The following is a 255-nucleotide window of genomic DNA, read 5'->3' on the forward strand; positions in this document are numbered from 1 at the left end:
ATTGGGAGGTGCGAGAGGTCAGCTACGAAGTTCAGGGCAAGTTGAAAACAGTCATGACGTCGCTGCCAGCCAGCACTTACAGCGCCAGCGCCGTCGCCAAGCTTTATCAGGAAAGATGGGAAATCGAGCTGGGTTTCAGAGATATCAAAAGCTCGATGCAGCAGAACGCAATGACCTTACGCAGCAAGAAGATCGACTTGGTGTATCAGGAGGTCTGGGGCTTGTTGCTTGCCTACAACGTGATTCGCCGCGAAG

Annotated in this window: 1 protein-coding gene; it reads left to right on the forward strand. The window is 52.9% G+C overall.

Features of this window, described 5'->3' with window-relative positions; all coding sequences use genetic code 11:
- Window positions 1–255: transposase (locus AACY08_RS30295; protein ID WP_339472760.1), on the forward strand; the 255-nt coding region annotated here is incomplete at both ends.

It is taken from the genome of Pseudomonas sp. EL_65y_Pfl1_R83, from assembly GCF_963970695.1.
Taxonomy (GTDB): Bacteria; Pseudomonadota; Gammaproteobacteria; order Pseudomonadales; family Pseudomonadaceae; genus Aquipseudomonas; species Aquipseudomonas tritici.